Below are 26592 nucleotides of genomic sequence, written 5' to 3'. Positions count from 1 at the left end.
CGGAGACCGGGCGGCCACTGTGTCGACGAACCGAGCGGGGCCGTACCACGTGCGACGACTGTGCGTGGCCACGCTCAACCGAGCGTAAGAGCTCGGTAAAGAATCCTAGCGCACGCCAACCAGCCGGTGATCGCACAGCAGTTCTGACACAGATCAGGACGTTCCGTACCGCCGCACGGCGCGCGGTGACGCGCCGAGTTCCTTGCGGCAGGTCTTGTTGAACGCCTGGAGGTCGGGGATCCCGACCGTCGCCGCGACGGCCGGGATCGCCAGGGTCGAGGCGATGAGCAGGTGGCGGGCGCGTTCCATGCGGCGGCGCCGGACGTAGCCGACGACGGTGTGCCCGGTGTCCTCCCGGAACAGCCGGGTCAGGTGCGTGTGCGACACCCCGGCGGCCCGGGCGATCGCGGGGACGCTCAGTGGGTCGGCCAGGTGTTCCTCGATATGGGCCATGGCCGCCCGCAGCGCCGGATGCCGGGACCCGGCGGGCGTCTCGGTGGCCTCGGTCAGGCCGGTCGTGCGCCACAGCACCGTCCACAGTTCCGCCGACGCCCGGGCCGGGGACTGCGCGCTCGCCGCGATCGTCTGGCGCAGCAGCGCGCTGAGCACCGCCGCCTCCGCCCCGGCGTCCTGCATCGCCGGCAGGCGGCGCCGCTCCCCGTCGCCCGGCAGCCGGAAGTGGGCGTACAGGTGCTCGCAGCGCGGGGCGTCGTAGTGGAAGTGCACCTCCGTGCCGGGCGGTACGAGGCTGAGGTGCCCGGGGCGGATCGGGTGCCGCGCGCCGCCGAACTCCAGGGTGCCGGAGTAGCCGTAGAGGTGGAGCTGCCACAGGCGCGGGAGGCGGAAGACCTCGTGGGGGCCGGCGGAGCCGTGCACGCCCACACCCGCGTGCACCAGGTCCGGCGGCCGGTCGAGGGACAGTTCCACGAAGGCGGGCATGGTGGAAAATTACCAGTGGTTGCCGATTACGCCCCACGACTTCCCGCCCTGGGGCTCTTACGGTTGCGCCATGCCAACCACAAAGCAGCTGCTGAGCTCCGTCGAGGTGGCGCGGTTCACGGCCCAAGGTTTTCTGCGCCTCGACGGTGTCGTGCCCCCGGAGATGAACGAGGAGGCGCTCGGTGTGTTCACCGCCGGGACGCTGCCCGACGTGGCCTACGGCACCCCCGTACCGGCGGCCTTCCCCGAGGGCTCCTTCACCCGCCGGCTCCTCGGTCTGCCCGTCGTGGCGGGCGCGTTGGAGAGTCTGGTGGGGCCGGATCCGGCGGTCGACCACCACTTCGTCCACACCCGCCCGCCCCATGAGGGCAGTGCGCAGCCGTTGCACGCCGACGCCCTCATCGACCTACGGGCCGACGCGTTCGACGTGCAGCTCATGTACTACCCGCAGGAGGTCACCGCCCAGATGGGCGGCACGCTCGTCGTCCCGGGCAGTCATCTGCGCCGCACCAACGAGTCCGACACCGGCCGCTACCAGAACCTGCGCGGCCAGACCCGGCTGACCTGCCCGGCCGGCACCGTGCTCCTGCTGCACCACGGCATCTGGCACGGCGGGCGGCGCAACGACAGTGACACCGTCCGCCACATGTACAAGATCCGCTTCAACCCGACCGTGCCGCAGGTGCGGCTGTGGGACACCCAGGACCTGGACTCCCCGGACGTGCGTGAGGAGTTGCGGCGCACGTTCCCCTGGTACGAGTACGCCACGGGCCGGCTGGAGATCCACAACCGGATCCTGCTGTGGCGCTCCCTGTCCGGTGACCCCGGCTTCGACATCGACCACTGGGCCACCCGCATCACCAACCGGCCCACCGCCCCCGCCGCCTCCGCCCCGGCCGCACAGAGGAGCACCGCATGAGCACCACCCGGCAGCAGGTCCTCGTCCTCTACCTCAACACCTCGGCCCTCGACTCCGAGGTCGTCGGATGGGCCCGCTACGACGGCACGGGCTCGACCCGCCCGACGACCGGCGACAGCGACGAACCCCCGTACGAGACGGGGGTCGGTGCCCTGGAGGACGGCTGGCGGCTCTTTCAGGCGTCCCCGCTCGTGCCGCCGTACCCGGGGGCGGAGCACACGACGTCGTTCCTCAAGCACGAGTTCTTCTTCGAGAAGCTCGTCCGTCAGTGAGACCGGCCGGCGAGAGATACCCATTCCGGCCGCGCCATGGGCGACCGGACGGCCGCTCTTCGTCATGATCAAGCCCGGGCCCGTGTCAACAACGCTCGTGCTCACTACACCTAGCGCGGGGGCGCGGGGCTCGGGCGCTTAGCGCTTCTGCGCGCGGTAGCGCTTCATCAGCGCGGTGATCCGCGTCTGGTCCGACGGCCCGTTGAGCTCGGTCAGGAGGTCGTCGGGGCACAGCTCGTAGAGGTCGCCCCACCAGCGGCGCCCCCGGTTGTCCCAGATGCGGTAGCCGCCGGGCACGCCCCGGGCCACATAGCGTCTCCTGCTCACCGCGCCGACCGTACGCAATCCGGGGCGGGCGGGCCAGGCAATATGCCGGCCGGCAGAACGAAACCCCGGGTGAGGACCCGGGGTTGGTTCGTTCCGCGGTATGCCGGTCGAGGTCAGACGAAGGCGCTCTCACCGGTGATCGACTTGCCGACGATCAGGGTGTTCATCTCGCGGGTGCCCTCGAAGGAGTAGATCGCCTCGGCATCGGCGAAGAAGCGGGCGATGTCGTGGTCCAGCAGGATGCCGTTGCCGCCGAAGATCTCGCGGCTCCAGGCGACGACCTCCCGCATCCGGGCGGTGACGAACGCCTTGGCCAAGGCGGAGTGTTCGTCGCGGAAGATGCCGGCGCCCTGGAGCCGGGCGAGCTGCACCAGCATCCCCCAGGACGCGGTGATGTTGCCCAGGCTCTTGACCAGCAGGTCCTGCACGAGCTGGAAGCCGCCGATCGGGCGGCCGAACTGGCGGCGCTCGCGGGCGTAGTCCAGGGCCAGTTCGTAGGCGCCGGTCATGACACCGAGCGCCTGCCAGGCCACTCCGGCGCGGGTGGCGCGCAGGATCTCGGCGACGTCCCGGAAGGAGTTGATGTTCTGCAGGCGGTTGGCCTCGGGCACCCGGACGTCGGTCAGGGTGATCTCGGCGTTCTCCACGATCCGGAAGGCGAGCTTGTTCTCGATCTTCACCGGGTCGAAGCCGGGCATGTCCTTCTCGACGACGAATCCCTTGACGTGGTTGTCGTCGACGTCACGGGCCCACACCACGACGTGGTCGGCGAAGGTGGCGTTGCCGATCCACTTCTTGGCGCCGTTGAGGACCCAGGTGTCCCCCTCGCGCCTGGCGGTGGTGCGCATCCCGCCCGCGACGTCGGAGCCGCCGAGGGGCTCGGTCATCGCGAACGCGCCGATCGTGTCCATCGCGGCCATCTCCGGAAGCCAGCGGTCGCGCTGCTCCTGGTCGCCGCCCGAGTAGATCGAGTACATGGCCAGGCCGTTGTGGACGCCGAAGAAGGTCGACACCGAGGCGTCGGTGCGGGTCATCTCCAGCGCGAGCATGCCGGTCAGCAGGTTGCTCGCGGCGGGCTTGTGCTCGCCGTAGCCCTCGTAGGGCAGGCCGGCCAGACCGCTGTCGCGGAAGAGGCCGATGAGCTCCTTCGGGAACTCGCCCTTGGCCCAGTTGTCGTTGACCAGCGGCTTGACCTCGTCGCGCATGAGGGCACGGGCCTTGAGGAGGATCTTGCGCTCCTCGTCCGGGAGCATCGACTCGTAGTGGTAGAAGTCGGCGGTCAGTTCGTCGGTGATCGGGCCGGCGGTGGGGGTGGTCATCTCAGTTGTCCTCCTTTTCGGTGCTGTCCAGGGCGTCCAGGACGGCGAGTTGCCTGCGGTCGCGCGTCTCGGCGAGTTCCGAGTACGTGGAGGAGCCGTAAGCCTTCTCTACGGCTTCGATGAGCCGTTCCTGCTGTTCGGGGGTTTGCGCGGGGCGACCGAGGCCGTCCCACATGTCCTGCATCGAGGCGCCGATGTGCTCGACCAGGTGGCGGTAGCCGCCCGGTCCGCCGCCCAGGTGCGAGCCGAGGAACGGCCCGACCGTGGCCCAGCGCAGGCCCAGCGAGTTCGTCACGACCGTGTCGAGGTCCTCGGGGGTCACCACGCCCTGCTCGACGAGGTACACCGCTTCGCGGCTGAGCGCGTTCTGCAGACGGTTGCCGACGAACCCGGGGATCTCCTTGCGCTCGACGACGGGGGTGCGTCCGACCGAGGTGTAGAAGTCCAGCGCGGCCTGTACGGCTTCCTCGCCGGTGCGTTCGCCGGGAACGACCTCGACCAGCGGGACCAGGTGGGGCGGGTTGAACGGGTGGCCGATCAGCACGCGGGCGGCGTCCCCGTCCGCCAGCTCCCCCGTGAACGCGGTCGACGGGATCGCCGAGGAGGAGCTGAGCAGCAGCGCGTGCGCGGGGGCCTCGCGGGCGAGGGTGGCGAACAGGTCCTGCTTGAACTCGACGCGCTCGGGGCCGTTCTCCTGGACGACGTCCGCGTCCCGGACCGCCTCGGTGACGCCGGCCGCGATGTGCACCCGGTCGGCGAGGCCGGTGACGTCCAGGCCGCGGGCGGCCAGGTGCGGCGCGTACTGCTCCAGGGCCTCGGTGACGGCCCGGGCGAGGTCCTCGCGCGGGTCGCTCACCCGGACGGTCAGGCCGTGCGCGGCGAACAGGGCCGTCCAGGACAGTCCGATGGTCCCGGCGCCGATCACCGCGGCCGTACGGAAGGTGCGGGTCATCACGCGGCTCCCTTCAGGTAGTCGTGGACCGGCTCGGCGCCCGCGAGCGTCAGGTCGGTGAGGATGTGGCTGGCGGAGACGACCTCCAGCACCGGCAGGTCGGCCAGCGGGGCCAGCACGTGCTGGAACAGCTGGAGCCGCGCGGGGCCGGTCCAGGCCTCCTTGACGGTGAGGTCGGTGATGCGGGTGCGGACGAGTTCCTGCACGCGCGGCATGCCGTCGTAGCCCGGGATCGTCTTGAGCATGAACGTCGGCACGCCGATCTGTTCCCGGGCCTCGCGCCGGTCCAGTTCGTGGTGCTTGTAGCCCATGGTCGCGGTGGCGACCCGCAGGCTGCCGTGGTCGAGGGTGCCGACCAGCGCGCCGGAGTCGGCGTACAGCGCCGGGGAGCCGATGACCTTCGGGTAGGCGGAGACCTCGCGCCCTGAGGCGGTCGCCGGGAAGTTGTCGAGGTACATGGCGTGCAGGTACTCGCCCCGCTCGCCCTCGAAGCTGACGGGGATCGCCTGGCCGGCCTCGGTGTAGGGGCCGTAGCCGCTGACGTCGCCCATCTTCATGACCTCGAACCGGACCAGCGGCTCGTCGATCCGCAGCGGCTCGGGCACGACGGCCCGCAGCGCGTCGGGGTCGGTGCGGTAGACGACGTTGAGGTACTCGCGGTCGGTGAAGCGCGGGACCACCGGTGCGTACGCCGGGCTGGTGAGCGGGGTGGTGAGGTGCTGTCGTACGTCCTCGGTCCTCATGCCGGCCTCACCGCCCCGTCCACCGGGCGGGCCGGCGCTCGGCGAAGGCGGTCATGCCCTCGCGGACGTCGTCCGAGGCCATCAGGGTCTTCATCTCCCCGCGCTGGAACGCGAAGGCCTCGTCGTCGGACGCTCCGTCGGCGGCGCGGACGACGCGCTTGACGGCCGCGAGGGCGAGCGGGGCGTTCTCGGCGAGCTGTCCGGCCAGCCGGAGTGCCTCGGCGACGGCCTGCCCCGCAGCGGTGACCCGGTTGGCCAGGCCCAGTTCGCCGGCGCGGCGGCCGTCGACGGGCTCACCGGTCAGCAGCAGTTCCATCGCGAGGTGGTGCGGGACGCGCCGCGGCAGCCGGATCACGCCGCCGCCCGCGGCGATCAGGCCGCGCTTGACCTCGGGCAGGCCGAACCGGGCGTCCTCGGCGGCGACGATCAGGTCGCAGGCCAGGGCCAGTTCGAATCCGCCGCCCATGGCGAAGCCCTCCACGGCGGCGATGAGGGGCTTGTCCGGCCGGGCCTCGGTCAGGCCGCCGAACCCGCGGCCCTCGACCTCGGGCGACTCACCGCGCAGGGCGGCCTTGAGGTCCATGCCGGCGCTGAACGTGCCGCCCTCGCCGGTCAGGACGCCGGCCCGCAGAGTCGGGTCGGCCTCCAGTGCGTCGAGTGCGGCGGCCAGGGCGGTGGCGGTCGCCGCGTCGACGGCGTTGCGGGCCTCGGGGCGGTCGAGGGTGATCAGCAGGGTGGAGTCGATGCGTTCGGTACGCACGACGGGAGGGGTGGGGGTGCTCATGGCTGTCCTCCTGTGGTGATCAGCGGGCGGTGGCGTCGAGTTCGGCGAAGACGTCCTCGGTGTCCTGGCCCGCGACCGGCGCCAGGCGGCGGATCGAGCCGGGGGTGGCGGAGAAGCGCAGCGGGATGCCGATGGTGCGGACCGTGCCCTCGGTCGGGTGCTCGACGGTGTCGAGCAGGTGGCCGTCGCGGACGTAGGGGTCCTCGTGGGCGCGGTCGAGTTCCAGCACCGGGGCCATCGGGATGCTGTGCTTGGCGCACACCTCCGCCCACTCCTCGGTGGTCAGCGCGGGGGCGCAGATCTCCAGGAGCGCGGCCAGGTCCTCGTGGTCGGCGCTGTCGATGGCGTCGCCGTTGACGCGCGGGTCCTCGGCGAGGTCCGGGCGCCCGGCGGCGGTGAGGAAGTCCCGGTAGTTCTGCGGGTTGTACGGCATGACGCAGGCCAGGCCGTCCTTGGTGCGCACCGCCTTGTGGCCCTTCAGCATCGACAGGGCGAAGCCGGTGGGGCCCGTCTCGGGCACGTGGGTGTGGCCCGCGAGGTGCTCGACCAGGTTGAACGCGATGAGCGTGTCGGTCATCGGGATCTCGATGAGCTGACCCTGCCCGCCGCGGTTCCGGTGCAGCAGGGCGGCCAGGACGCTGTAGGCGATGGTGAGGGAGGAGACCTTGTCGCCGATGATGGTCGGCAGGTAGACGGGCTCGCCCAGCGCGCGGTCGGCGATGTCGACCAGACCGGAGGCGGCCTGCACGGTCTCGTCGTACGCGGCGTTGCCCGCCCGGTCCGAGTCGCTGCGGAAGCCCTGGGCGTGCGCGTAGACGAGGCCGGGGTTGCGGGCGGCGATGTCCTCGTAGGACAGGCCGAGGCGGTGCAGGGCGCCGGGGCGCATGTTGGTGATCAGCACGTCCGCGGTGTCGATCAGCCGCAGGGCGCGCTCGCGGTCGGTGTCGTCCTTGAGGTTGAGGGACACGCTGCGCTTGTTGCGGTTGACGTTGAGGTTCAGCGGGGTCATGCCGGGGGTGGTGCGGTAGTGGCCGGTACGCACCGTGTCGGACGGCGACTCGATCTTGATCACGTCGGCGCCCAGGTCGCCGAGGATCTGGGCGGCGTAGGGGCCCATCACCACGGTCGAGAGGTCGATCACGCGGACGCCCTCCAGGGGGCCGGCGACGGTGTCGGTGATGTCCGTCATCGGTTTTCTTCACTCCTCGGTTCGCCATGTGTGTGTATCTGGAAACTAAGTTAGTCCGGAAAGTCGGCAAAGGGAAACGAATGGAATGACCGAATAACGAAAAGCGGTATGACCGCAGCGGTCATACCGCTTTGTGTGAAGGTTTTCTGATGATTATGAGTGGAGCGGCTCGGCGAACACCTCGCGGGCCGCAACCACGACTTCCTCCAGGTCACCACCGTTGGCCCGGTCCTTGCGCCAGATCAGCCCGGTCTCCAGATGGGGATGGAAATCGGAGAAGGGAAGGACCGCGACATTGTCCAGACGATAATTATGCACGGGACTTCTGGAATCCAGCATGGAAATGGAGAAGGCCAGACCGCTCGACACTATTTCGGAAACTCCGTCGAATGTGGCGCTGCCCAGTTCGACGCGCTTCCTGACGCCGAGTTCGGCGAGCTGCTGGTCGAGGCCGCGGAAGTAGGCGTTGGTCGACGCCGTCGGGGAGCCCGCGTAGGCGAGGTCGGCCAGTTCCGCGAGGGCGACGGACTCCCGCCCCGCGAACCGGTCCCGGGGCACGACCGCGCCGAGCCGCTCCGACATCACCGGCAGTTGCTCCAGCGCCGGGTCGCCGCCGGCCGGGAGCCGGGCCAGGGTCAGCGCCAGCCTGCCGTCGCACACCGCGTCGACGAGCCGGTCGGTGCCGCCGGGCCAGCGTTTGATCTCGAACCGTTCGCTGACCCGCTCGGCGAGGGCCGCCATCCGTTCCCGCAGGTCGGGATGGACACCGCTGGGGACACCCAGCAGCAGGGTGGTCCGCCGCGGCCGGGCCGTCTCGTCCAGCCGCCACCGGATGGAGTCGACCTGCTCCAGCACCCCCCGGGCGATCGGCAGCAGCGCGCTGCCGGCCGGGGTGAGCCGCACATGATGGGTGTCACGGTCGAACAGCCGGTGCCCGACCTCGTTCTCGAGATCCTTGATCCGCCGGCTCAACGGGGAGGCGGCCATGTGCAGTTTGCGGGCCGCGGTGGAGAAGTTCAGTTCTTGGGCGACGGCGAGGAAGTAGCGCAGGTGCAGGAGCTCCACGGCGTTCAGCCTATCCGCTGAGCCCGTACTCCCTCGCCGAGGCCGGGGGCCTGGGACGGGGGTCCGGAGTCCGGGATCCGGGGTCGAACCAGCCAAGTGGCCGTGGCGGAAAGGGACGCGAAACGCCCTTGGTCATGACGGAATACGAGAACCCCGGTTCCTCCATGCCAGCCCCCCGCCCCCGCTACGGTTTCGGGAGTCGCGCCGCACGAGACGGGGGGTCGTACGTCGCCATGGGCATACGCGGGGAGTTGCGCGGGTGGTGGGAGCGGGGGCGGGCCCTCGCGGCGGACAATCCGCTGCTGGTCGACATCGGCGTCGCGCTGCTCGTCCAAGGCGCGATGACCATGCCGTTCCTCGTACCGCGTGCGCCCGGGCTGCCGCCGGCGACCTGGGCCGCGTACGGGCTGAGCACGCTCACCGTCGTGCCCCTGGTCTGGCGCAGGCGCGCTCCCCTCGCCGTGCTGTTCGCGGTGCTGGCCACCAACGCGCTGTACCGGCTGACCGTCGACGGCCCCGGGCAACCGCTGCCGTACACGGGGCTGGTGGTCGCCTACACCGTCGCCGCGCTGTCGAGCCCGCCGGCGCGGCTCCTCACCGGGCTGGTGCTGATGGTCGCCGTGCCGGTGGGCGTGTGGCTCAACACCCGGTCGGCGCGTGAACTGACCTTCTCCCTCTTCGTCTTCACCGCCGCCTACGTCTTCGGGCGGCTGACCGATGCCCGGCAGCGGGCGCACCGCGTCGAGGCCGAGCAGGCCGCCGCACGCGAACGGGCGCGCATCGCACGGGAGATGCACGACATCCTCTCCCACGCCGTGAGCCTGATGATCGTGCAGGCCGAGGCCGGGCCGGTGGCGGTGCGGGCCGCGCCCGAGCGGGCCGAGGCCGCCTTCGACGCCATCTCCGCGACCGGGCGGGACGCCATGGCCCAGTTGCGCCACATGCTGGGGGTGCTGCGCGACGGCGGCGACGACACCGCCCCGCGCGAGCCGCAGCCCGGACTCGCGGCGCTGCCGGAGCTCCTCGACCGGGTGCGCGGGAGCGGACTCGATGTGGTGTACCGGACCGAGGGGGACGTCGGGCCGGTGGCCGACGAGGTGGAGGTCACCGTCTTCCGGGTGGTGCAGGAGGCCCTGACCAATGTCGTCAAGCATGCGGATGCGCATACGGTTACAGTCCAACTGTCCCGCCTGGTAGACGAGTTGGAGGTTGCCGTGACCGATGACGGGCGTGGGGCGCACGCCGTGTCCCGCCGCGGCGGGCACGGGCTCGTCGGGATCCGTGAGCGGGCCGCGGCCCACGGGGGCAGCGCGGCCGCCCGACCGGGGACGGGCGGACGCGGCTTCGAGGTGCGGGTGCGGATTCCCCTGTCCGCCGCGGCGGGGGTGGGGGCGTGACGATCCGTGTCGTGATCGCCGACGACCAGGAGCTCGTGCGCAGCGGCTTCGCGATGATCCTGGACGCGCAGCCGGACATCGACGTCGTCGCCGAGGCGGGCGACGGTGGCGAGGCCGTCGACGCGGTGCGGCGGCACGCGCCCGAGGTGGCGCTGCTCGACATCCGGATGCCCCGCATGGACGGCATCGAGGCCTGCCGTGCGATCAGTGCCGCGGGCGGCTGCCGGACGGTGATGCTGACGACCTTCGACTCCGACGAGTACGTGTACGAGGCGCTGCACGCGGGCGCGAGCGGCTTCCTCCTCAAGGACGTCCGCCGGGACGACCTCGTGCACGCCGTACGGGTCGTCGCCCGGGGCGACTCGCTGCTCGCGCCCTCCGTCGCCCGGCGCCTGGTGGAGCAGTACACCCGGCCCGCCGCCCGGGCCCGCCGGCCCGACCCCCGGCTGGACGCGCTGACCGCCCGGGAGCGCGAGACGATGCTGCTGCTCGCCCGAGGCCTGTCGAACGCCGAGATCGCCGCCGAGCTGGTGGTCAGCGACCACACCGTCAAGACGCATGTCGGCAACGTGCTCGCGAAGCTGGGCCTCAGGGACCGGATCCAGGCCGTCATCTGCGCGTACGAGACCGGCCTGGTCGCTGCCGGGGATCCCCCGCCCGGGGGAGCCGCCCGCTCCGGGTCCTCCCCCGCACCGGCGAGGAAGTGACGTTCCAGGACCACCGGTGCGGGCGATCCGCGGGGCGGCTGCACCGCGGAGGATGAAGCCGTCACTCAACGTCGGCCTTTCTCACCGGAGTTCGCCATGAAGACCCGAACCAGCCTGCTGACCGCCGCCGTGCTCGTCGTGGGGATCGCCGCGGGGCCGTCCGTGCTCCCGGCCGCCGCCTCCGCCCCGGTCACCGCCTCCGCCCCGGCCGCGTCGACGGCCGCGCAGTCCCCGAATCCCGCCCTCGAAGCCGCGATCGCCGGTCTCCCCAGCGCCGACGCCACCGCCGCCCTCGTCCGCGTCGGCGGCAAGAAGGGTGTCTGGCACGGCAGTTCAGGCGTGCACGATCTGCGGACCGGCCGGGCCGCCGATCCGGCAGCCCGCTTCCGCGCCGGGTCCGTGACCAAGGTCTTCACCGCCGCGGTCGCGCTCCAACTGGCCGAAGAGGGACGGCTGGACCTGGACCGCAGCGTCCGCTCGTATCTGCCGGACCTGATCCCGGCGTCGTACCAGCGCGTCACCGTCCGGCAGCTTCTCAACCACACGCACGGCATCCCGGCCGCGGACTTCCCCGGCACCACCGTCGAGGAGTGGTACGCGAACCGCTTCCGCGTCCACGACCCCCGGGACGTGGTCCGCTCGGCGACGTCGAAGGACCCCGAGTTCGCGCCGGGCAGGCGGCAGCACTACCACAACATCGGGTACACCGTCGCGGGCCTGCTCATCGAGCGCGTCACCCATGACTCCTACGAGCGTCAGGTCGCCCGGCGGGTGCTCGGGCCGCTGGGGCTGCGGAACACCTACTTCCCGGGGACGAACCCGCGCATCACCGGGCCGCACAACCACGGCTACCAGACCATGCGGCTCGACGACGGCACGACCGGGCTCCGGGACGTCTCCGTGTGGGGGGCGACGGACGGATGGGCGGCCGGGGACATCATCTCCACCACCGCTGACCTGGAGCGGTTCACCGACGCCCTGTTCCGGGGACGGATCGTGCGCGGGCCGCTGCTGGAGGAGATGTTCACGCTGCCCGGGGTGACCGACTTCAAGAGCGGGAAGCCGGCCGCCTACTCCGCCGGCCTGTCCATGAAGGTGCTGGGCGGACGCGAGGTGTGGGGCAAGACGGGCGGGCGCTGGGGGTACAACGCCGCCATCGCCTCCACCCGCGACGGCTCCCGCACCCTCGTCTACAGCGTCAACTCCACCGACGCCAAGGGCAACGACATGAACAGGACCGCCGAGAACATCATGGTGGCGGCCTACGGCAGGCCGTAGGCCGGAACGGCGAAAGCGCGGCCCGCTCGGAAGGCTCACGCCGCCTGGCGTCTCCCGGACGAGGCCCGTCCGGTAGGTGATGAGGACCAGCTGCGCGCGGTCCCGGGCGCCCAGCTCGGTCATCGCCCGGCGGATGTGCGTGCGGACGGCCAGCGGGCCGAGCCTGAGGTCCCCGGCGATCTCCGAGTCGGACCTGCCCTCCGTGGCCAGCGCCATCACCTCGCGTCGCGGACCAGCAGCGAGAGGTGGTCCATGGAGTCGGTGAACACGGCCCCCACGATCACCGCCACCATCGTGACGACGCCGTAGGCCCGGGTGGTCCCGCGGTCGGTGAGGGTGGCGAGCCAGTACAGCGCCGCCATGACCGGGCCCGGCAGCAGCGGCGTGAGCGGATAGCCCGACGCGACCGCCGCCCCGGTGCAGCCCGTGGCGATCGTGACGACATACGCGGATACGCGCGGTGCCTGAGCAGGGCGAGGCAGGCCACGCCCATGAGGACGCCTCCCGCCCTGTCCTGGTCCGGCGGGTCGGCGCTGGGCAGGGTGAGGGAGGTGCCGAAGGGCGCGCACGCCATCAGCGCCAGGGCCGTCACCCGGGTCGGCGAGGAAGGGGTGCTGCTCGGCGCATTCCTCCAGGCGATCCGCGTGGCGCCGCTCCAGGGGGATGCCCATCGGGCTCTCCGGTCGGTGGGGCCGGGACCGTCGTGGTCGACCCGTCGTCGTGCGGCCGCCGACCACCCGCGGTGCTCGGAACGCGGCACGAACGGGAGGCCTGATCCACTTCCGGTCTGAGATTCCCGAGCCATCCGGGCCGGCCTGTGCTACCTTGGCTGGTGTTGCAGTTTTGGTTCCCAAAGACTTCGAGTGCTCTATCGGCCTCCGTCGACGAGCACTCTTTTTGTTTCCGAGGATTTTCGAATCTCTCCGGAGGGTGATCATTTCAGCGACCCCGAGTCGGCAAAGTGCAGGTCTCGGGTACTGCCCCCTCAAGGGAGATACACATGGCAACTGGCACCGTGAAGTGGTTCAACGCGGAAAAGGGCTTCGGCTTCATCGAGCAGGAGGGTGGCGGCCCGGACGTCTTCGCCCACTACTCGAACATCGCCACCTCTGGCTTCCGCGAGCTTCAGGAAGGCCAGAAGGTTACCTTCGACGTCACGCAGGGCCAGAAGGGCCCGCAGGCCGAGAACATCGTTCCCGCCTGACGCGTACGCGAATGCCCTGACCGGGGCCCGCACCCTCGCGGTGCGGGCCTCGGCTCGTTTTGTTCTTCTCCGGCTCAACTCTTGCGAATCCTGCGGCTCTCGTGCCGCCGCGCATTCCTCGACGCGTGCCGCATCGAGGAAGGTTCCCCATGGACCGCACAGCTCGCAGGAGCAACGGCTCCCCCCACTCCCGTAACAACCAGGTCCGGTCCCGGAAGTCGGGCGGCGGGGGCACCGCGTCCCGTCCGGCCGGCGGCGGCCGCGGCGGGCGCCGCACCGCGCCCAGCCAGGAGTTCGCACCGCCCGTCACCGTCACCCCGGCGCTGCCGGCCGTCGAGGCGTTCGCCGAACTCGACCTGCCCGAGCGGCTGCTCGCCGCGCTGACCGCCGAGGGCCTGACCGCGCCGTTCCCGATTCAGGCGGCGACGCTGCCGAACTCGCTGGCCGGCCGGGACGTCCTGGGCCGCGGGCGCACCGGCTCGGGCAAGACGCTCGCCTTCGGGCTCGCCCTGCTGGCCCGCGTCGACGGGCAGCGGGCGGAGGCCCGGCAGCCCCTGGCCCTCGTCCTCGTGCCCACGCGCGAACTGGCCCAGCAGGTCACCGACGCCCTCGCCCCGTTCGCCCGCGCGCTGCGGCTGCGGCTCACCACGGTGGTCGGCGGCCTGCCGATCGGCCGGCAGGCGAACGCGCTGCGCACCGGTGCCGAGGTCGTCGTCGCGACGCCGGGCCGCCTCAAGGACCTCATAGACCGGGGCGACTGCCGGCTGGACCACGTCGGCATCACCGTCCTCGACGAGGCCGACCAGATGACCGACATGGGCTTCATGCCGCAGGTCACCGCACTCCTCGACCAGGTGCGCCCGGGCGGACAGCGGATGCTCTTCTCCGCCACCCTGGACCGCAACGTCGACCGGCTGGTCCGCACGTACCTGAACGACCCGGTGGTGCACTCCGTCGACCCGTCCGCGGGCGCGGTCACCACCATGGAGCACCACCTGCTGCACGTGGAGGACGAGGACAAGCACGCCACCACGACCCGGATCGCCGCCCGCGACGGACGCGTGATCATGTTCCTGGACACCAAGCACGCCGCCGACCGGCTGGCCAAGAAGCTGCTGGCGGTCGGCGTGCGCGCCATGGCCCTGCACGGCGGCAAGTCCCAGTCGCAGCGGACCAAGACCCTGGCCCGCTTCAAGGACGGTCAGGTCTCGGTCCTGGTGGCCACCAACGTCGCCGCCCGCGGCATCCACGTCGACAACCTCGACCTGGTCGTCAACGTGGACCCGCCCGGTGACCACAAGGACTACCTGCACCGCGGCGGCCGTACCGCCCGCGCCGGTGAGTCCGGCACCGTCGTCACGCTGGTCCTGCCCCATCAGCGCCGCGAGATGACCCGGCTGATGGCCGACGCCGGCATCACCCCGCAGGTCACCCGCGTCCGCTCGGGCGAGCCCGAGCTGAGCCGCATCACCGGGGCGCAGGAGCCCTCGGGCGTGCCCGTCGTCATCGCCCCGCCGGCCGCCGAGCAGCCGCCCGCGCGCACGGGTTCCGCTCCGAACGGACGCCGGGGCAGGCCTCCCCGGGGCCGCCGCCGCTGAACCGGCCCGCCGGTCCCAGGGCCTGTCGTCCGCGACCCGATCCACACGACAGGTCCCGGGAGTTCGGCGCCGGGCCGGCCGTGAGCGGAGGGGCCGGGTGGTGACGTACGACGCCCCCGGCTTCCGCACCCGGTAGCGGGCGCGGAAGCCGGGGGCGTCGTGGGCCGGACGCCGGGCGGGGGTCAGCCGCCCGTCACCTCGGTCAGCTTCCAGCGCTGGTTGGAACCGGAGTTGGGCTGCCAGACGCCGACGGAAGCCCCGTCGTTCGTGGACTGGCCCCCGACGTCCGGGAGTTGACCGGTCGCCGCGTTCACGAGGGTCCACGTGCCGTCGCCGGTCGAGGACGCGATCCACTGCGCGGCGGCGTCGCGGCGGCCCTCGTCGGGTTCGGCGACCAGGGCGCCGTCACGGATGGCCAGGCGCTTGTCCGTACCGGTCTCGGTGAGGACGTAGCGCTTGCGGTTGCCGTCACCGCGGACCTGCTCCACCCGCCACTGCCGGCCGCCGGCGTCGGAGGCGTTCGGGGTCCTGATGACCAGGCCCGTGCCGTTGCCGGCGATGGTGAGGTCCTTGCCGCTCTGGACGCCGGTCAGACGGTAGGTGTGTCCCTTGCGCAGTTCGGCCGCGTCCTTCGCGACACCGGAGACGCCCTTGACGAGGAAGGACGTCACCGACTGGGCGGGCACGGTGAGCGTGGCCTGCTTGCCGGTGACCCGGACGGCCTTCTGCTTCTCCAGCTTGCCGTCGGCGCTGGTCACCACGGGGGTGACCGTGGCGTGGGAGGAGACCCGGCCGAACTTCGACAGGTCGAGCGTGACCTCGCGCGCCTCGGTGGCGCTGTTGACGTGGACCACGGTCGCCGCGTCGCCCTTGCGGGAGACCGCCGCGGTGCTGGACGTGTCGTTCGTCTTGATCAGCCGGTCGCCGGGCTTGATGAAGTGCGTGAAGTTGCGAGCCGTGTCGAACTTGGTGTTGGTGTGGATGGGGCAGGACTTCAGGGTGTCCTTCTTGGTGCAGCTGAAGGGGAGCTGGATCTCGCCCCAGTTGCCGCCCTTGGCGGACTCCCCGCCCGGCTTCATGTTGTCGTAGTCCTCGACCGGCTGCCAGAACACCCAGGCCTTGGGCTCCAGTTCGCGCAGGTCGTCCACCATGCGCTGGGCCAGGCCCAGGCCGGGCCGCATGTCCGTGAAGCTCTGGCCGTCGCCCCAGTCGCCCTCGACCTCGCTCATCCACAGCGGCTTGTCGGCGGCCTTGGCCAGGTCGCGGACGGTGGTGCGCTGTCCGGTGCCGTAGGTGTGGACGTTCATCTGGCCGACGAGGTCGCGGACCTCCTGGGGATAGGAGTTCCAGTTCGTCGCGAAGATGCCCGGGTTCGTCTCGTCCATCGCGGATATCTCCGCGTCCGAGCGGGACTTCTTCAGGACCGGGGCCAGGGCGCGGATCACCTTCTGCTGGAGCTCGGGGCCGATGTGGGCGCCCTCCTGGCGGCCGCCGACCGGCTCGCCGTCCGGGCCGAGCTTGGTGCCCCAGTAGTTCGTGTTCGGCTCGTTGAACGGGTCGAGGGTGTCGACCTTGATGCCGTGCGCCTTCTCCAGCCGCTCGGTCGCCCCCACCAGGTACTCGGCGAAGTCGTCGACCGACTCGGACTTCAGCTGGTCCTTGCCGGCGTCGAAGTTGCCGGAGACGTAGCCGCTCTCGGTCATGAACCAGGGCGGGGAGTTGCTGAAGGTCTCCCAGTGGGTGATGTCCTTCTTGATGCGGTCGACCCACCAGCGCTGCGTCTTGTCCGCGTTCTTGTTCCAGTCGGCCGGGTCGTCCGCGTCCCACCAGTCGACGTCCTCGCGGGTGGTGCCCGCCGGGGCCTTCCACCAGCCCTCGACCGCGCCGCCGGCCCGCAGGTAGTCCTTGACGTCGGGGGCGTTGCCGCCGCCGATGTTGTAGCGGGCGATGTTCAGGGCGAGGCCCTCGTCGCCGAAGAGGAGCTTGTAGAGCTTCTCTCGGACCGCGGGCGGGTAGTCGCCGGTGGCGTTGGCGAACCAGACCAGGCTGGTGCCCCAGCCCTCGAACTTCTCCCCCGAGTACGAGGGGTCGGGCCGGACGGTGACCCCGGCCGCGGCGGCCTCGGCAGCCGTCGTCTCGGCGTGCGCGGCGGGCAGGCCGGCGGTGGCCAGGACGGCTCCGGTCGCCAAGGTGACGCCGATGGCCCCGAGGAGCCTTCTCTTGCGGGTGCGGTGTGCCATCTCGAGTACTCCAGCTCTTCTGCGTGCCGCGCGGTGACGAGGGCTCCCGGCGGACGCGGAGATCGGGGCCTACGTGGTGCGACTGGTACGGATTCGGCGGCTTCTCGTACGGTTTCGACTAGGCAATGTTTACGTAAACATCCACTGGCGGGATGTCTACACTGTCCGAATCTCAGGGGTCAAGGACTCGTTCCGGACCGAAACTTGCGCGCCGGTCGCGTAGGGAGGGGAATGTGGGCACAGTGGACGGCGAGAGCGAGTCGAGCGGCACGAGCCGGACGAGAAGACGCGCGGCCCGGCCCCGCCAGGGCGCGTCCATGGCGGACGTCGCACAGCTCGCCGGGGTCTCGTCCCAGACGGTCTCCCGCGTCTCGAACGGCTTCCCGGGCGTCACCGAGGACACCAGGGCGCAGGTCCTGGCGGCCATGCGGGAGCTGGGCTACCGGCCCAACAGCGCGGCACGGGCGCTGCGCAGGGGCGAGTTCCGCACCCTCGGCGTGATCACCTTCTCGCTCTCCACCATGGGCAACATCCGCACCCTGGAGGCCATCGCCACCTCCGCCGCCGAGCACGGTTACGCCGTCACACTCCTGCCCTTGGCCGTCCCCACCCAGGACGAGGTGAACGGCGCCTTCTCCCGGCTGGGCGAACTCGCCGTGGACGCCGTCATCGTCATCATGGAGATCCACCTGCTCGACGCGGCGACGGTCTCCCTCCCGCCCGGGGTGCAGGTCGTGGTGGCCGATTCCGACGCCGGCGACCGCTACACCGTCGTCGACACCGACCAGGCGGGCGGCGCCCGTGACGCCGTACGGCACCTCCTCGACCTCGGCCACGACACGGTGTGGCACCTGGCCGGCCCGGAGGGCTCCTTCGCCGCCCAGCGCCGCGCCAACGCCTGGCGCGCCACCCTCACCGAGGCGGGCCGGACCCCGCCGCCCCCGGTCCGCGGCGACTGGTCGGCCGAGTCCGGCTACCGGGCGGGTCTGCTCCTCGCCGACGAGCCGGACTGCACGGCGGTGTTCACGGCCAACGACCAGATGGCCCTGGGCCTGCTCCGCGCCCTGCACGAGCGCGGCCGCCGCGTCCCCGACGACGTCAGCGTCATCGGCTTCGACGACATCCCCGAGTCCGCGTCCTTCCTCCCGCCCCTCACCACCATCCACCAGGACTTCGCGGAAGTGGGACGGTTGTGCGTGGAAGGGGTGCTCAGCAAGATGCGGGAGGCCGGGGCGGAACACGGGACGACGCTGGTGCCCACACGACTGGTCCGGCGGGCGAGCACGGCACGGAGGCCGGGATGACGGACGCGGAGGGGACCGGGGCGACGTGCCCGGGTGAAGCGGGGGCGACGGACCCGGGTGAAGCCGGGACGACTGCTGCCCCGGGGTGAAGGGGGCGACTATCGACCCGGGTGCAGGCGAGAACGGTCCGGCACGCCAGGCCGCATCGGCGCACGGAGACCCGGTGGCGCGCGAGATCGTGCTCGGGTTCGTTCGTGCTCTCGGCGCCGCCGACGCCGCGCTCGGGCAGGGGGGCCGGGACTGACGAGGCTGGCGGACCTGTTCCCGCTGGTTCGGTCGGGCCGGATCGGCCGCCGGGGCGAGGCGGGTGGCTACGCGTACGCGGTGCATGGCGCGGGATGCCTGCTGACGAGCCCGGACGGAGTCGAGGTCGACGTGGACTTCACCGCCGACGGAACGGAGATCTTCGACCTGTGGCGTCTGGGCCGGTACGCCGAGAGCCTGCCGTCGCCCGCCGTCCCCTCGGGGGACGCGCTGCGGTCCGCTGTCGGCGCCCTGGCCGGTCCTGTGCTGACGGAGGTGAGGCCGGGCTGGTTCGCCGTGTCACCGGCCTCTCCGGACCGGCACTGAGGTCGTCTCAGGGTGCGGCCGGGAGGAACTCCGGCTGGTCCAGGATCCGCAGCCAGCTTCCGTCCGCCTGCCTCCGGACGACCTGTGCCCGGGCCCCCGTGCCGTCCTTCGGCGGGGTGGAGGTGAGGGCGATGTCGCCGTGCACCAGGGTCGGCAGGGGCTGTTCCGGCTCGAAGCGGGGGCGGTCGGCCAGGACCTTCTCCCAGAGGGCGCGGATCGCTTCCCTGCCCACCGTGCGCCGGCCGGGCGGGTAGGCGAGGACCGCGTCCTCCTCGTAGAGCGCGGCGACACCGGCCGCGTCGCCGGCGTTGGAGCGTTCGACGAACAGGCGGGTGATGTCCTCGGGGCGCATGGCCTTCTCGTACTCCGGCACGGGGTCCTCCTGACGTCGTGAGGGGCAGGTGCTTCCAGCCTCGCCGGGCAGCGATCAGAAGTCCAACAGATGGTTTTGATCGAAGCTAGAATTCACAGTCATGGAACTGAGGCAGCTGGAGTACTTCGTCGCGGTCGCCGAGGAGCGGAACTTCACCCGGGCCGCCGAGCGGGTGCACATCAGCCAGTCCGGAGTCAGCGCCCAGATCCGCCAGTTGGAGCGGGAGCTCGGGGCCGAGCTCTTCGACCGGTCGGCGCGCACCGCCACCCTCACCGCTGCGGGAAGGGCGGCGCTCGACCACGCCCGTGCGGCGCTCGCCTCGGCCGGGGCGGTCGGGCAGGCGGTGGGCGAGGTGACCGGCCTGATCCGGGGCAGGCTGGTGGTCGGCATGGTCATCGGCTGCACCGTCACGCCCCTGTTCGACGCCCTCGCCGCGTTCCACCGGGCCCACCCGGGGGTGGAGATCTCCCTGCTGGAGGACCACTCCGACCGGCTCGTCGAGGCGGTGCGTCTCGGCACGGTCGACGTGGCCCTCGTCGGGACGGCCGCCGCCCCCGAGGGGCTGGAGGCGTTGACGATCATCAGCGAGCGGCTCGTCGTGGTCGTTCCGGAGGGGCATCCCCTGGCGTCCCGGCGGCGGGTCACGCTGCGGGACGTCGTCGCCCATCCGATCGTGTGCATGCCCCCGGGCACCGGCCTGCGGACCGTCTTCGACGCCGCCTGTGCGGCGCGGGATCTGCGGCCCGGGATCGCGTTGCAGGCCAGCGCCGCGGACGCGGTCACGGACCTCGCGGCCCGCGGACTCGGCGTCGCCGTCCTCAGCGAGTCGATGGCCGCGGGCCACCGGGACCGGCTCGTCGTCCGGCTCGTCGACGACGTCGAGACACCGGCCCTGCTCGCCCTGGTCTGGCGCAGCGGGCAGAGTCCCGCGGTGCGCGAGCTGCTCGCGCGGTGCCGGCGGGCGTTCGGCGAGTCCGGCGGCCCCGGGTAGCGGTCAGCGCCGTCCGATGACCTCCGCGACGCGGATGAAGCCGTCCTGCCCGTGACCCCGTCCGATGGCGCGCCGGGCCATGCCCTCGGCCGCGCGCATGACACCGGCGTCGATCCCGTGCGACTCGGAGACGTGGACGATGTGGGACATGGACGACACGGCCGAGGTGAGCGGATTGCCCTCGCCGGAGTAGGTGCCGGCGTCGGCGTCCGCGGCGGTCTGGGCGAACAGCGGCGGGAGGATCGCGCCGATGCCCTGGGCGAAGGGCGCCAGTTCGGTCGCGGTGACTCCCTCGGCCCGGGCCACCGCCAGGGCGTGCGCGTAGCCCGCCATCGCCGTCCAGAAGATGTCGAGCAGGGCGATGTCGTAGGCCGCGGCCCGGCCCGTGTCCTCACCGAGGTGGGTGTGGGTGCCGCCCAACGCCTGTCGCACAGGCGCGAGTTCGCGGTAGAGGTCCTCGGGCCCGCTGTACAGGAAGACCGCGTCGGGCGTGCCGATGGTGGCCGCCGGGGTCATGATCGCGCCGTCCAGGTGGCGGACGCCGTGCGCGGCGGCCCAGGTGGCGGTGTCGCGGGCCCGGGCCGGGGTGTCGGCGGTCAGCTGCACGAGCGTACGGCCCTTGAGGGCGGCCGTGACCTCGTCCTGGCGCAGCACGGCGTCGGCGGCGTCGTAGTTCACCACGCAGACGACGACCACCTCGCTCGCCGCCGCCGCTTCGGCTGCCGACGCCGCGCCCGCCGCGCCGCGGTCGAGGAGCTCCCGGTCCCGGCCCGGGGTGCGGTTCCACACGGTGGTGCGCAGGCCCGCGTCGACGAACGCACCGGCCAGCGCCCGGCCCATGGGGCCGAGACCGAGGACGGTGACCGTGGCGGCCGGGTGCTCGTCGACCGGACCGCCGGAATGCGCCGGGGCCGGGGAAGCGCTGTACGAAGACATCGAGGACTCCTCTGATCTGCACGACAACGGACTAGGAAAGGGACGGTCATGACGCGTCGGCGCCAGGATTCGGACGTCTGCGGGGTGACGGCCGCGATCGCCGTGGTCGACGGCAAGTGGAAGACGGCCCTACTCTGGCTGCTGGAGTCGGGCCCGCACCGCCCGGCGGAGCTGCGCCGGCGACTGCCGGGCCTCTCCGAGAAGGTGCTGACCGAGGCCCTGCGGGAGATGGCCGCCGACGGGCTGGTGCACCGGGAGGTGTACGACGTGCTGCCGCCGAAGACGGTCTACTCCCTGACCGCGTTCGGACGTGAACTCGCCGAGGCGCTGGCGCCGTTGTCCGACTGGGGCCACCGTCGCCTGGAGAAGCTGGCCGAGGCCGCCCGGCCGGCCTCCTGACGCGGATGTCACCTCCGTCCCTTCCGGATCCTGTGCCTCGCCGGCCGCCCACCACCAGGTTCGCCCGGCGCCGGCACACTGCCAAGTCCCCACAAAAAAGTGGGTACTCCGGCGGGCCCGGGGCGGCCGCCCCGGCCCTCGCCGTCCTCCGCGCCCCGGACCGGGTCGGTTAGCGTGACCCGGTGATCACGCTGCTGCAATGGGACGGCCTCACCGACCGCGAGCGCTTCAACCAGTGGTACCTGGACGAGCGGGACCGGTTCTCGGACATGGCCCGGGACGCCGACTGGAACCGTCTCTTCGAGGTGCTGGGAGAGCGGCCGGAGTGGGTCAATCTGCCCCGGCCCGGGAACCGCAGCGGCTTCTCCCCGCTGCACCAGGCGGCCTGGCACGGCGCGGACTTCGCCGTCGTGTCCCGGCTGATCGCACACGGCGCCTGGCGCACCCAGCGCGCCCGGGACGGACGCCGCCCCGTCGACGTCGCCCGGGAGCAGGGGCACACCCACCTGCTCGACCTCCTGGAACCGGTCACGGTACGGCCCCTGCCCGCCCCGCCGGACGCCCTGGAGCAGCAGGTCCACCGCCTCATGCGGGAGACGACCGGCCGGTGCTTCGAGGAGATCGAACACCTGCTGCCGCCCCTGGCTCCCCTCACGGAGGGGCTCTCCGTGAGGGTCGTCTTCACGGTGGTCGGCATGATGGGCGGCTTCCGGTACCACCTGGAGCGGGATTATGTGCATGTGCACGCCAGCTCGCGAATGGACGCCGACGACGGGGACCACTACCGGGTGACCCCGGCGGGGTGGACCAAGGTCAGGTAGTCGTGCGAGTCGCCGCCATCCGCTCCCCGAACGGCCGCCGGCCCACCGCCTGGACCACCTCCGTCAGCAACTCCCCGAGCGGCATGGACAGTTCCGCGTCGAGCTCCGCCATCGCCGCCTTCGTCGCCTCCCACTCCGCCTCGATCCGCGGCAGCAGCGCCCGGGCCTTGGGTGTGAGGCCGACCAGCCGGCGGCGGGCGTCCCGCGGGTCGGGGGTGTGGGTGACCAGGCCCGCGCGGGCCATCTGGGCCGCCGTCTGGCTCGCGGCCGAGTGCGTGACGCCGGTCGCCGCGGCCAACGCGCTGACGGAGAGCGGGCCTTCGGCCACGAGTGCCCGGACGACCGGGGAGAAGCGGGGCCGGTACTCGGCGAGGCCCTGCTCCTCGTAGACCTTGGCCACCTCGCCGTCCAGCAGTTCCAGGACGTGACGCAGCAGCGTCCCCACGGCGACCGGATCGGGTTGATTGCTCACGCTGTTAATCTAACAGCGCTGTTACATGTGCTGTCCCACCCCCTGTGATCCGAGGCAGGCAGATCAGGAGAGGACCTCTCGCATGGCCGAGCTGTATCCCGCCGGTATCGAGCCGTACGCCCACGGCATGCTCGACGTCGGTGACGGCAACCACGTGTACTGGGAGACCTGCGGGAATCCCGCGGGCAGACCCGCCCTCGTGCTGCACGGCGGGCCGGGGTCGGGGGCGGGGCCGTTCTGGCGCCGGCTGTTCGACCCGCAGGCCTACCGTGTCGTGCTCCTCGACCAGCGCGGCTGCGGGCGGAGCACCCCCGACGCCGCCGACCCGGCAACCTCCCTCGCCGCCAACACCACGCACCACCTGATCGCCGACATCGAGCGGCTGCGACGGCATCTCGGCATCGAGGAGTGGCTGGTCCTCGGCGGCTCCTGGGGCGTGACCCTCGCCCTCGCCTACGCCGAGCAGCACCCCGGGGCCGTGACCGAGCTGGTCCTCTTCAGCGTCACCAGCACCACGCGCCGCGAGGTGGAGTGGGTCACCCGGGACATGGGGCGGATCTTCCCCGAGGAGTGGGCCCGGTTCCGGGACGCCGTACCGGAGGCGGAGCGCGACGGCAGCCTCGTGGACGCCTACGCCCGGATGCTCGCCGACCCCGACCCGGCCGTACGGGACCGGGCCGCGCGGGAGTGGTGCCGGTGGGAGGACGTGCACGTCTCCACCCGGCCGGGGCACCGGCCCGACCCCCGTTACGCGGACCCGCGCTTCCGGATGCGCTTCGCCCGGCTCGTCACGCACTACTGGCGCCATGCCGCCTTCCTGGAGGACGGGTCGCTGCTGCGCGACGCCGGGAAGCTGGCCGGCATCCCCGGCGTGATGGTCCACGGCCGGATGGACATCAGCGGACCTCCGGACATCGCGTGGCGGCTGGCCCGGGTGTGGCCGGACGCGGAACTCGTCCTGATCGACGACGAGGGGCACGGGCTGTCGGGAACCTCCACGACGACGGCGGTGCTGGCGGCGACGGACCGCTTCCGGACCGCGTAGCAGGCCTCGGGACGGCCGCCCCGGTCGTCCGGGGCAGCCGGTTCGGGGGCAGGTCCGCGCCTACCGCGACGTACTGGGCGACGCCCGTACCGGATCCCGGTCGTGGTCGTGGTCGGCACCCGGACGGTGACCCGCGACGTGGCATGCCCGGCGATCGTCATGCAGCCGGGCCGACCCCCGGTTTCAGCCGATGTCCACCACCCGGGCCCACTGCGGGGGTGAGTCCGGGACGTACTCCGGGTCGGACTCGTCGTAGGAGTGGTTCTCGTACCGGCGGGGGAACAGGCCCACCACGGTGCGGCAGGGGGGCCGGGTGTCCGGCCAGGGGGTCTGGCCGTCGGTGAGGGCGACGATGACGTCGGGGGCCGGGCGGGTGCGCAGGGCGCGGGTGAACCCGGCGCGCAGGTCCGTGCCGCCGCCGCCCGTGAGCGGGATGCCCTCGGTGCGGCACAGGCGGCGGGCGGCCCCGGCCGAGGCGTCGCAGGGCACCACGGTGACCAGGTCGCGGCGTCCGCCGACGGCCCGGGCGATCGCGGCGACCTCCAGGAGCGCGCTGCCCAGTTCGGCGTCGCTGACCGAGCCGGAGGTGTCGATGACGACGGACACCCGGGGCGGGCGGCGGCGCAGACTCGGCAGGACCGTGCCGGGCAGGGCGGTGGAGCGGCGGGCGGGCCGGCCGTAGGTGTAGTCCTCGCCCGCGCCGGGGGCGGACGCCGCCGAGCGGACCGCCGCGCCCAGCAGCTGCCGCCACGGCTGCGGTGGGTGAAAGGCCTCCTCGGCCCAGCGCCGCCAGCCCTGCGGGGCGTTGCCGGGGCGGCCGGTGATGCCCTGCGCGACCCGGAAGCGGACCGCGTCCCGCTCCTGCTCGCTCAGGCCGTGCGCGCCGTCCGGGCCCAGCTCCCACTCCCGGTCCAGGCCGTCGGCGCCGCTGCCGCAGTCCAGCCAGGCCAGGTCCTGCATGCGCGGGCCCAGGCTGAACTGCCGTAGATACTCCTCCATCAACTCGCCTTCGGCCAGGCCGAGATCGCCCGGCTGGACGATGTCCTCCGGGCGGGCCAGGCCGTCGCCGTAGACGTCGTCGTTGATCTCGAAGTCCGCGGCGATGTTCATCCGCAGCCGTTCCCCGGGGCCGTTCAAACCCCGTTCCCGGGCGACCCGGTCGCTGCGCGCGTGGTGGTCGCGCAGCAGGTGCGACACCTCGTGCACCCACACACCCGCCAGTTCCTCGACGGGGGTGCGATCCACGAACGCCGGGGACACGTAGCACCGCCAGTACCGGTCGACGCCCATCGTCGGCACCCGCCGCGACTCGACGACGTGCAGGGCGAAGAGGGCGGTGGCGAGGTAGGGGCGGACGCGGGCGGCGTGCAGGCGGGCCGTGAAGAGCTTGTCCCGGTCGAGGGTGCCGGGGGCGGTCTCAGGTGCGGTCCCGGGTGCGTAGGCCGTCATCGGACCGCCTTCGCCGCGGCAGCGACCGCCGCCGTGGTCCGGTCCGCCCGCCGGGACAGGGACACCACCCCGGCCAGGCGCTCGATCGACGCCGGGACGTCCCAGTCGTCACGCCGCAGCGAGGCGAGCGTGGTCGCGGGGACCACCACCACGTCCGGGGGGCCGGTCTCCACGGCCCTGACCAGGAGCGCCCAGGCCGCGTCCCAGCGGGGCCGCTCCGGGCGGTTGCGCACGGCGGCGACGACACCGTCCAGCGCGGCCTGGCGCAGATCCCCCCGCTCGGGCAGCACCGCGGCGGCCGGATCGGCCAGCAGCGTCTCGGGGTCCGGGAGGTCCATCCGGTCCAGGCTCGCCAGCAGTTCGAGACCGGGCCCGTCCCCCACGGTGCCCCGCACCAGCAGGGACAGGACGTCACGGGAGGAGCCCGCCGCGGTCGCGAAGGCGATCAGGTGCAGCGTCATCTCCCAGCTGCGCGGGGACGGCCAGGGCCCGCCCCGGCGCATCTCGCCGCTGGGCAGCCGGTGCACCAGCCCGGGCCGGCCGGTGAGCAGCCCGCACACGGCACGGCGGGCGTGGTCCACGGCCTCGGGCAGCTTCTCCGGGTCGAGCCGGGGCAGGGTCGCCCGCGGCCAGACCCCGCCGAGGCCGCGCACGACCACGTCGGTGTCGTGCGTCCACTGCAGATGCACGAAGCGGTTGGCGAGCGGCGGGCTCAGTTCCCAGCCGTCGGCGGCCGAGGAGCGGGGGTTGGCGGCGGCCACGATCCGTACGCCCGGCGGCAGCCGCAGCGCGCCGATCCGCCGCTCCAGCACGAGTCGGAGCAGGGCGGCCTGCACGGCCGGCGGCGCGGTGGAGAGTTCGTCGAGGAACAGCAGTCCCCGGCCGGCCCGCACCAGGCGCACGGCCCAGTCCGGCGGGGCCATCGGCACGCCCTGCTCGGCGGGGTCGTCGCCGACGATCGGCAGCCCGGAGAAGTCGGACGGCTCGTGCACGCTCGCGATCACCGTGGTCAGCGGCAGGTCCAGGGCCGCGGCGAGCTGGGTCAGGGCCGCGGTCTTGCCGATGCCCGGCTCGCCCCACAGCAGCACGGGCAGGTCGGCGGCCACGGCCAGGGTGAGGGCCTCCAGTTGGGTGTCGGGGCGCGGTTCGGTGGCGGTGTCCCGCAGCAGGGCGAGCAGGTCACCGGCCACGTCGAGCCGGGAAGCGGTGTCGGGCAGGGACGGGATGTGAGGGCGCATGTGTGATCACCTGTGTGCCGGTGGTGAGCCGTCTCGGCGGAAGTTGGAAGAGAGAGAAGAA

Annotated in this window: 28 protein-coding genes and 1 pseudogene; 13 read left to right on the top strand and 16 right to left on the bottom strand. The window is 72.3% G+C overall.

The window, feature by feature from the left end; translation table 11 throughout:
• Positions 1-153: 153 nt before the first annotated feature.
• Positions 154-939: a helix-turn-helix domain-containing protein gene (locus tag ACFY9E_RS14395; RefSeq protein WP_390982987.1), complete on the bottom strand. Its 786-nt coding sequence runs from the start codon at positions 937-939 to the stop codon at positions 154-156.
• Between the two features lie 70 nt (positions 940-1009).
• On the opposite strand from ACFY9E_RS14395, the gene ACFY9E_RS14390 reads away from it, so the two are divergent.
• Together ACFY9E_RS14390 and ACFY9E_RS14385 are read left to right on the top strand one after the other, a co-directional pair.
• Positions 1010-1858, top strand: coding sequence for a phytanoyl-CoA dioxygenase family protein (locus ACFY9E_RS14390; RefSeq protein WP_390982984.1), 849 nt, complete (start codon positions 1010-1012; stop codon positions 1856-1858).
• The gene (locus ACFY9E_RS14385; RefSeq protein WP_390982981.1) at positions 1855-2130 is read left to right on the top strand and encodes a hypothetical protein; all 276 of its coding nucleotides are present in this window, start codon (positions 1855-1857) and stop codon (positions 2128-2130) included. The genes ACFY9E_RS14390 and ACFY9E_RS14385 overlap by 4 nt, the downstream gene beginning before the upstream one ends.
• Positions 2131-2268: 138 nt before the next feature.
• Here ACFY9E_RS14385 and ACFY9E_RS14380 read toward each other — a convergent pair whose 3' ends face one another.
• The 7 genes from ACFY9E_RS14380 to ACFY9E_RS14350 form a co-directional block, all read right to left on the bottom strand.
• Positions 2269-2457 carry a hypothetical protein gene (locus tag ACFY9E_RS14380; RefSeq protein WP_390982979.1) on the bottom strand — a complete coding sequence of 63 codons (189 nt, stop codon included), beginning with the start codon at positions 2455-2457 and terminating at the stop codon, positions 2269-2271.
• Between the two features lie 113 nt (positions 2458-2570).
• Positions 2571-3776 (bottom strand): acyl-CoA dehydrogenase family protein, encoded by a 1206-nt coding sequence (locus tag ACFY9E_RS14375; RefSeq protein WP_390982976.1) that lies wholly within the window; start codon positions 3774-3776, stop codon positions 2571-2573.
• 1 nt (position 3777) lies between these two features.
• Positions 3778-4728 (bottom strand): 3-hydroxyacyl-CoA dehydrogenase NAD-binding domain-containing protein, encoded by a 951-nt coding sequence (locus tag ACFY9E_RS14370; protein WP_390982973.1) that lies wholly within the window; start codon positions 4726-4728, stop codon positions 3778-3780.
• On the bottom strand, positions 4728-5471 hold the full coding sequence (locus ACFY9E_RS14365) for an acetoacetate decarboxylase (protein ID WP_390982970.1): 744 nt from the start codon (positions 5469-5471) through the stop codon (positions 4728-4730). Before ACFY9E_RS14365 ends, ACFY9E_RS14370 begins: the two co-directional genes overlap by 1 nt.
• A 7-nt stretch (positions 5472-5478) precedes the next feature.
• Positions 5479-6255 (bottom strand): crotonase/enoyl-CoA hydratase family protein, encoded by a 777-nt coding sequence (locus tag ACFY9E_RS14360; RefSeq protein WP_390982967.1) that lies wholly within the window; start codon positions 6253-6255, stop codon positions 5479-5481.
• A 19-nt stretch (positions 6256-6274) separates the two neighbouring features.
• Positions 6275-7444, bottom strand: a complete 1170-nt coding sequence (locus ACFY9E_RS14355; RefSeq protein WP_390982964.1) for a CoA transferase — start codon at positions 7442-7444, stop codon at positions 6275-6277.
• A gap of 153 nt (positions 7445-7597) precedes the next feature.
• Complete coding sequence (locus ACFY9E_RS14350; RefSeq protein WP_390982961.1) at positions 7598-8509, bottom strand: LysR family transcriptional regulator; 912 nt, start codon at positions 8507-8509, stop codon at positions 7598-7600.
• A 233-nt stretch (positions 8510-8742) separates the two neighbouring features.
• Between ACFY9E_RS14350 and ACFY9E_RS14345 the strand changes: the two genes are divergently transcribed.
• From ACFY9E_RS14345 to ACFY9E_RS14335, 3 genes are all read left to right on the top strand, one after another.
• Positions 8743-9906, top strand: coding sequence for a histidine kinase (locus ACFY9E_RS14345; RefSeq protein ID WP_390982959.1), 1164 nt, complete (start codon positions 8743-8745; stop codon positions 9904-9906).
• Positions 9903-10613, top strand: coding sequence for a response regulator (locus tag ACFY9E_RS14340; RefSeq protein WP_390982957.1), 711 nt, complete (start codon positions 9903-9905; stop codon positions 10611-10613). Before ACFY9E_RS14345 ends, ACFY9E_RS14340 begins: the two co-directional genes overlap by 4 nt.
• A gap of 96 nt (positions 10614-10709) precedes the next feature.
• Positions 10710-11891, top strand: a complete 1182-nt coding sequence (locus tag ACFY9E_RS14335) for a serine hydrolase (RefSeq protein ID WP_390982955.1) — start codon at positions 10710-10712, stop codon at positions 11889-11891.
• 45 nt (positions 11892-11936) lie between these two features.
• Here the strand turns inward: ACFY9E_RS14335 and ACFY9E_RS14330 are convergent.
• Together ACFY9E_RS14330 and ACFY9E_RS14325 are read right to left on the bottom strand one after the other, a co-directional pair.
• A pseudogene (locus ACFY9E_RS14330) lies at positions 11937-12116 on the bottom strand (response regulator transcription factor); the annotation flags it as partial.
• Complete coding sequence (locus tag ACFY9E_RS14325) at positions 12107-12253, bottom strand: hypothetical protein (protein ID WP_390982953.1); 147 nt, start codon at positions 12251-12253, stop codon at positions 12107-12109. The gene ACFY9E_RS14325 and the pseudogene ACFY9E_RS14330, both read right to left, overlap by 10 nt.
• A 638-nt stretch (positions 12254-12891) precedes the next feature.
• On the opposite strand from ACFY9E_RS14325, the gene ACFY9E_RS14320 reads away from it, so the two are divergent.
• Both ACFY9E_RS14320 and ACFY9E_RS14315 read left to right on the top strand, forming a co-directional pair.
• A complete protein-coding gene (locus tag ACFY9E_RS14320; RefSeq protein WP_030846597.1) occupies positions 12892-13095 on the top strand; it encodes a cold-shock protein in 204 nt (67 codons plus the stop codon).
• A 149-nt stretch (positions 13096-13244) separates the two neighbouring features.
• Positions 13245-14693 carry a DEAD/DEAH box helicase gene (locus ACFY9E_RS14315; protein WP_390982950.1) on the top strand — a complete coding sequence of 483 codons (1449 nt, stop codon included), beginning with the start codon at positions 13245-13247 and terminating at the stop codon, positions 14691-14693.
• A 182-nt stretch (positions 14694-14875) separates the two neighbouring features.
• Here ACFY9E_RS14315 and ACFY9E_RS14310 read toward each other — a convergent pair whose 3' ends face one another.
• On the bottom strand, positions 14876-16933 hold the full coding sequence (locus ACFY9E_RS14310; protein WP_390982948.1) for a glycoside hydrolase: 2058 nt from the start codon (positions 16931-16933) through the stop codon (positions 14876-14878).
• A gap of 317 nt (positions 16934-17250) precedes the next feature.
• On the opposite strand from ACFY9E_RS14310, the gene ACFY9E_RS14305 reads away from it, so the two are divergent.
• Both ACFY9E_RS14305 and ACFY9E_RS14300 read left to right on the top strand, forming a co-directional pair.
• On the top strand, positions 17251-18237 hold the full coding sequence (locus ACFY9E_RS14305; protein ID WP_390983694.1) for a substrate-binding domain-containing protein: 987 nt from the start codon (positions 17251-17253) through the stop codon (positions 18235-18237).
• 324 nt (positions 18238-18561) lie between these two features.
• Positions 18562-18807, top strand: coding sequence for a DUF6896 domain-containing protein (locus ACFY9E_RS14300; RefSeq protein ID WP_390982946.1), 246 nt, complete (start codon positions 18562-18564; stop codon positions 18805-18807).
• Between the two features lie 7 nt (positions 18808-18814).
• Here ACFY9E_RS14300 and ACFY9E_RS14295 read toward each other — a convergent pair whose 3' ends face one another.
• Positions 18815-19180 (bottom strand): nuclear transport factor 2 family protein, encoded by a 366-nt coding sequence (locus ACFY9E_RS14295; RefSeq protein ID WP_390982943.1) that lies wholly within the window; start codon positions 19178-19180, stop codon positions 18815-18817.
• A 100-nt stretch (positions 19181-19280) separates the two neighbouring features.
• On the opposite strand from ACFY9E_RS14295, the gene ACFY9E_RS14290 reads away from it, so the two are divergent.
• Positions 19281-20171, top strand: a complete 891-nt coding sequence (locus ACFY9E_RS14290) for a LysR substrate-binding domain-containing protein (protein ID WP_390982941.1) — start codon at positions 19281-19283, stop codon at positions 20169-20171.
• Positions 20172-20174: 3 nt separating this feature from the next.
• Here the strand turns inward: ACFY9E_RS14290 and ACFY9E_RS14285 are convergent, their stop codons facing one another.
• Positions 20175-21107 carry an NAD(P)-binding domain-containing protein gene (locus ACFY9E_RS14285; RefSeq protein ID WP_390982938.1) on the bottom strand — a complete coding sequence of 311 codons (933 nt, stop codon included), beginning with the start codon at positions 21105-21107 and terminating at the stop codon, positions 20175-20177.
• A gap of 48 nt (positions 21108-21155) precedes the next feature.
• On the opposite strand from ACFY9E_RS14285, the gene ACFY9E_RS14280 reads away from it, so the two are divergent.
• Positions 21156-21506 carry a winged helix-turn-helix transcriptional regulator gene (locus tag ACFY9E_RS14280; protein WP_390982935.1) on the top strand — a complete coding sequence of 117 codons (351 nt, stop codon included), beginning with the start codon at positions 21156-21158 and terminating at the stop codon, positions 21504-21506.
• Between the two features lie 182 nt (positions 21507-21688).
• Positions 21689-22327, top strand: a complete 639-nt coding sequence (locus ACFY9E_RS14275) for an ankyrin repeat domain-containing protein (RefSeq protein ID WP_390982933.1) — start codon at positions 21689-21691, stop codon at positions 22325-22327.
• On the opposite strand, the gene ACFY9E_RS14270 is transcribed toward ACFY9E_RS14275, so the two are convergent.
• Positions 22320-22799 carry a MarR family transcriptional regulator gene (locus ACFY9E_RS14270; protein WP_390982930.1) on the bottom strand — a complete coding sequence of 160 codons (480 nt, stop codon included), beginning with the start codon at positions 22797-22799 and terminating at the stop codon, positions 22320-22322. The two genes, ACFY9E_RS14275 and ACFY9E_RS14270, sit on opposite strands and share 8 nt — an antisense overlap.
• Positions 22800-22881: 82 nt before the next feature.
• Here ACFY9E_RS14270 and pip point away from each other — a divergent pair, with 82 nt between their 5' ends.
• The gene (pip, locus tag ACFY9E_RS14265; protein WP_390982927.1) at positions 22882-23844 is read left to right on the top strand and encodes a prolyl aminopeptidase; all 963 of its coding nucleotides are present in this window, start codon (positions 22882-22884) and stop codon (positions 23842-23844) included.
• A 183-nt stretch (positions 23845-24027) separates the two neighbouring features.
• Here the strand turns inward: pip and ACFY9E_RS14260 are convergent, their stop codons facing one another.
• Both ACFY9E_RS14260 and ACFY9E_RS14255 read right to left on the bottom strand, forming a co-directional pair.
• On the bottom strand, positions 24028-25293 hold the full coding sequence (locus ACFY9E_RS14260) for a VWA-like domain-containing protein (protein ID WP_390982925.1): 1266 nt from the start codon (positions 25291-25293) through the stop codon (positions 24028-24030).
• Positions 25290-26531: an AAA family ATPase gene (locus tag ACFY9E_RS14255; protein WP_390982922.1), complete on the bottom strand. Its 1242-nt coding sequence runs from the start codon at positions 26529-26531 to the stop codon at positions 25290-25292. The genes ACFY9E_RS14260 and ACFY9E_RS14255 overlap by 4 nt, the downstream gene beginning before the upstream one ends.
• Positions 26532-26592: the final 61 nt, after the last annotated feature.

Source organism: Streptomyces sp. NPDC012466, from assembly GCF_042955215.1.
Classification (GTDB): Bacteria; Actinomycetota; Actinomycetes; order Streptomycetales; family Streptomycetaceae; genus Streptomyces.
The sequence above is the reverse complement of the archived record's forward strand: the minus strand, read 5'-3'. Positions and strand labels throughout refer to the sequence as shown.

Coding starts and splice junctions, on each gene's coding strand:
- ACFY9E_RS14395 (WP_390982987.1), bottom strand. CDS start 939: ATGCCCGCCTTCGTGGAACTGTCCCTCGACCGGCCGCCGGACCTGGTG.
- ACFY9E_RS14390 (WP_390982984.1), top strand. CDS start 1,010: ATGCCAACCACAAAGCAGCTGCTGAGCTCCGTCGAGGTGGCGCGGTTC.
- ACFY9E_RS14385 (WP_390982981.1), top strand. CDS start 1,855: ATGAGCACCACCCGGCAGCAGGTCCTCGTCCTCTACCTCAACACCTCG.
- ACFY9E_RS14375 (WP_390982976.1), bottom strand. CDS start 3,776: ATGACCACCCCCACCGCCGGCCCGATCACCGACGAACTGACCGCCGAC.
- ACFY9E_RS14370 (WP_390982973.1), bottom strand. CDS start 4,728: ATGACCCGCACCTTCCGTACGGCCGCGGTGATCGGCGCCGGGACCATC.
- ACFY9E_RS14365 (WP_390982970.1), bottom strand. CDS start 5,471: ATGAGGACCGAGGACGTACGACAGCACCTCACCACCCCGCTCACCAGC.
- ACFY9E_RS14360 (WP_390982967.1), bottom strand. CDS start 6,255: ATGAGCACCCCCACCCCTCCCGTCGTGCGTACCGAACGCATCGACTCC.
- ACFY9E_RS14355 (WP_390982964.1), bottom strand. CDS start 7,444: ATGACGGACATCACCGACACCGTCGCCGGCCCCCTGGAGGGCGTCCGC.
- ACFY9E_RS14345 (WP_390982959.1), top strand. CDS start 8,743: ATGGGCATACGCGGGGAGTTGCGCGGGTGGTGGGAGCGGGGGCGGGCC.
- ACFY9E_RS14335 (WP_390982955.1), top strand. CDS start 10,710: ATGAAGACCCGAACCAGCCTGCTGACCGCCGCCGTGCTCGTCGTGGGG.
- ACFY9E_RS14325 (WP_390982953.1), bottom strand. CDS start 12,253: ATGGCGGCGCTGTACTGGCTCGCCACCCTCACCGACCGCGGGACCACC.
- ACFY9E_RS14320 (WP_030846597.1), top strand. CDS start 12,892: ATGGCAACTGGCACCGTGAAGTGGTTCAACGCGGAAAAGGGCTTCGGC.
- ACFY9E_RS14315 (WP_390982950.1), top strand. CDS start 13,245: ATGGACCGCACAGCTCGCAGGAGCAACGGCTCCCCCCACTCCCGTAAC.
- ACFY9E_RS14310 (WP_390982948.1), bottom strand. CDS start 16,933: ATGGCACACCGCACCCGCAAGAGAAGGCTCCTCGGGGCCATCGGCGTC.
- ACFY9E_RS14305 (WP_390983694.1), top strand. CDS start 17,251: ATGGCGGACGTCGCACAGCTCGCCGGGGTCTCGTCCCAGACGGTCTCC.
- ACFY9E_RS14290 (WP_390982941.1), top strand. CDS start 19,281: ATGGAACTGAGGCAGCTGGAGTACTTCGTCGCGGTCGCCGAGGAGCGG.
- ACFY9E_RS14285 (WP_390982938.1), bottom strand. CDS start 21,107: ATGTCTTCGTACAGCGCTTCCCCGGCCCCGGCGCATTCCGGCGGTCCG.
- ACFY9E_RS14280 (WP_390982935.1), top strand. CDS start 21,156: ATGACGCGTCGGCGCCAGGATTCGGACGTCTGCGGGGTGACGGCCGCG.
- pip (WP_390982927.1), top strand. CDS start 22,882: ATGGCCGAGCTGTATCCCGCCGGTATCGAGCCGTACGCCCACGGCATG.
- ACFY9E_RS14260 (WP_390982925.1), bottom strand. CDS start 25,293: ATGACGGCCTACGCACCCGGGACCGCACCTGAGACCGCCCCCGGCACC.
- ACFY9E_RS14255 (WP_390982922.1), bottom strand. CDS start 26,531: ATGCGCCCTCACATCCCGTCCCTGCCCGACACCGCTTCCCGGCTCGAC.